We start from the raw sequence: 3,417 nt of genomic DNA on the forward strand, positions 1-3,417 counted from the left end.
TGCCTACTCCCTACTCCCTACTCCCTACTCCCTACTCCCTACTCCCTATTGCCTTTAAATAGAATCCCCTCCTGCCTTTTTTGCTTCTTCTACCCAGCTATCAAACAACTCTTGGTTCTGCTCAACCCACTCTTTAGCATGACGACGGATATCTTCTGGACTGCTCTCACCCTCTTTGATCTTTAGGCTTTCAACGTTAATGTCCTCAGCCGGAATTTGAACCAGTTCAAACCAACGCTTGGCAACTGGGTTAGCTGCCAAAAATTTCTTGTTACCAATAATGCGCTGACGATCCACAGGAAATCCAAGATTTTTTCCGTCTACAGAGGTATCTTTTTCCGTTACATTTTTAAGAGATTCAGGAACAGAGGTAAAGGGAACTTCTAACCAAACTACATCTTGATCCGGTTTTAATACAGTAGATATCCAGTGAGGATTATACGCATAGTATAAAACACTTTCCCCTTGCTTGTAGCGAGTCATAACATCGACGAGTAGTACAGTGTATTGTCCTCTAGTGTGTTCAACTGTATCTTCTAATCCGTAAGCTTTGAGGTGATGATCGATTACTATTTCGCAAAACCAACCAGGATCACAACCGATTAAATTGGCTTTACCATTGCCATCTGTATCAAATAGTTTCGCGATTTTTGGGTCTTTAAATTGTTCGAGGTTAGTAATGTTATATTTATCAGCAGTTTTTTTATCAATCTGATAGCCTTGTATCCCATCAGGAGTAAGAATTCCAACTCGTTCTAACTTTTTGGTACCCCCAGCATTGTCAAAAAATTCTTGGTGTCCTCTTTCATAGTTGATAGTACTATAATCTAGGTCGCCATTAGCGACAGACACATAAATAACCGGATAGGTTATTTCTTTCGGTTCTTCGATTTCATAACCAAGTTTTTCCAGACCAATATTGACGATTTGGGTTTGAAACTGTTCCTCGACCCAGTTACTATGGGCAGAACGAACTTTAGTTTTTTTTCCAGAGGAGGTTGACTCACAGGCACTTAAACCGATTAAAGCTGTCAGAGTTATTCCTAAGGTAAGTTGTTTGATCAGTTGTCTTACTTGTCGTTTCATTAAATTATCTCCTAGGGTTTTTATCACTAAGTTTTACTGTTAGTCATAACTATAGCAGTTTTTAATGGAGTCGGGAGTAGGCAGGTGGGGAGTAGGGAGTAGGGAGTAGGAAAGCTAATCTCTATCATTCCAGCCTTGCTAGTTTGTCGCAGGTACTACGCCATAGCATCTGAAATAAGGTACATCGAGAGCAAGTCTCTGGCCAAAAGATCGATGATGGTGATATTAAGAAAAAATTTGGACTTGGCATCAGGTAGTTTTGATACAGCTATCTGTGTGGGTACATTCAACGAAAAACATACTCCACCGACATGCCTGGATGAGTTGGTTTGGATTCCCAAAGATGGTATTATCATATTTGACTACCATAATTTATAGTGAATTTGTATACTACCCCCACGGGGTAAGTTCAATTAAAAACACAATCCTAGAGGGGGTTAACTAATGAAAAAAAAGAGTTATACTGTCAAATTACCAAATACAGATAAAAATTTAATTCGAGCAGAGGAGTATTTTATTTTAACAGAAAATGATCAAGAGCAAAAACTGAGGATTCAGGATTATAAACAAACCTACAAAATTTCTGGTTTATATGAATATGTTTTAGTCGATTTGCTAAAGTATAATACACACAATATAATTAGCGAAATCTTGATAAATGAAGTTACCAAATCCCAATCACTTGCTTCTGAATTATCGGTTTTAGATTTAGCTGCAGGAGTTGGTTTACTTGGTCAATGTCTTAAGGATAAAGGTGTCACTTCAATTGTAGGAGCAGATGTGGTTATAGAAGCAGCAGAAGCCGCTAAACGAGAACGACCAAATGTTTATAATAAGTATTATGTTGAAGAATTTCCTAATGTAACTAATGAAGTTCATAATGAGTTAGAAAATGCCAAGTTTAACTGTTTGGTCTGTGCTTCTGCCCTAACAGGAGGATTACCGGCTTCGGCATTTGCTTTTGCCTATAATTTAATTGTTGATGGAGGCTGGATAGCGTTTAATATTAGAGAAGATTTACTTGATACTCAAAGCCAGCATAATGCTGGTAAAATGTTGGCAACCATCATTAAAGAAGGTATTTTATCAGTCAAAGCTAAACAGTCTTATCAACATCGTCTGTCTGTTAATGGTAATTCCCTCAATGAGCTAGCATTAATAGGAGTCAAAATATCAGATATTCCTCAAACAATGATTAGTAGTGATTAATACCTAGATAATCCTTTTGGATTTAATTGATGTTTAGTTTTTTTTTAAGGTGAATTTGAAGGATATGAATAGAGATTCTTATAGACCTTTGACTCCCAAACCAGATGCAACTGGTTATCTGCTCAAGATGATTCCTCAGTTTATTGACGAATTGTTACTAAAGTATGGACAAGATGTAGAATTTAGAATTGCTGATATCGGTGCAGGAACAGGTACATTTGCAATCCGTATTGTTGATGAAGCTATAAAACGGGGAATAAGTTCCTGCATTGTCTATGCTGTTGAACCAGAAGAAAAAGATGTGGAAGTAGGCATCAGTATCTGTCAAGAAAATGGGTGTTATTACGCAAGTACTAAAAGCTTGGGTGTAGCTTTCAAACAAGAACCCTATAAAGAAACTACTTTTGAACCTCAGTTTCTGCATGGCATTATCTGCAATCCCGGTCAGTTTATTGCTCCAAAAAAAATTGGCTATCATTTGCCTTCTTATGGTCAGACTGGAGATGAATTAGGATTGGGAAGATTAGAGGTATTTGTTCGCAATGCAGCAGTTCACTTATTACCAGACGGACTTTATTGCGGACAGCATTTATCCCCTGCTAAAGAAGGTGATCAGATCGCTGCTCTGGAACTAATACGAGATGCTTTTGGCTCTGATGCAGAGGTTCGATATCACGACAAAATCTTACCTAGAATCACGAGTCAGGAGTTTATGAAAGGCGAATTAGCCTCCTTGCTTGAAGATTGCAACTGGAGGGATTATGCCCAAAACTGGATTGACGATTTCTCAGTTAAATTTCCCTGGTTAGCCTCTGTGGCTTTTATTGCTTGTCCTACTGGAGGAGGAGGAAAAATTACGAATACTAGTCAACCATCTTACGATCCATCCCTAAAAATTGAGGATAGAATTGCGATTCAAGCTACCACCGTTCGAGAAATCAAAGAACTAATTGACAGGAAAAATGTTGGGCGGGTTAACAAATAGTATACCTTACCATACATACATCAAAATCGTTGATTAGTAAAGATTTTGATGTATGATTTATAAAGTACAAAAGTACCGGTATAACCCACATTCCGCAGGTTCGTCCTCAATTTGAATAATTTTCTCTTTGCTTACAA

General features: G+C 37.8%; 3 protein-coding genes. 2 read left to right on the forward strand and 1 reads right to left on the reverse strand.

Translation table 11 applies throughout. From position 1 onward, the window contains the following. Positions 1–54 precede the first annotated feature (54 nt). Positions 55–1,086, reverse strand: coding sequence for a glycine betaine/L-proline ABC transporter substrate-binding protein ProX (gene proX / locus AC4II3_RS32060; protein WP_488015299.1), 1,032 nt, complete (start codon positions 1,084–1,086; stop codon positions 55–57). 444 nt (positions 1,087–1,530) lie between these two features. Here proX and AC4II3_RS32065 point away from each other — a divergent pair, with 444 nt between their 5' ends. Both AC4II3_RS32065 and AC4II3_RS32070 read left to right on the forward strand, forming a co-directional pair. Next, positions 1,531–2,295 carry a class I SAM-dependent DNA methyltransferase gene (locus AC4II3_RS32065; RefSeq protein WP_488015303.1) on the forward strand — a complete coding sequence of 255 codons (765 nt, stop codon included), beginning with the start codon at positions 1,531–1,533 and terminating at the stop codon, positions 2,293–2,295. 64 nt (positions 2,296–2,359) lie between these two features. After that, complete coding sequence (locus AC4II3_RS32070) at positions 2,360–3,280, forward strand: class I SAM-dependent methyltransferase (RefSeq protein ID WP_488015305.1); 921 nt, start codon at positions 2,360–2,362, stop codon at positions 3,278–3,280. Positions 3,281–3,417: the final 137 nt, after the last annotated feature.

The organism is Moorena sp., assembly GCF_982860115.1.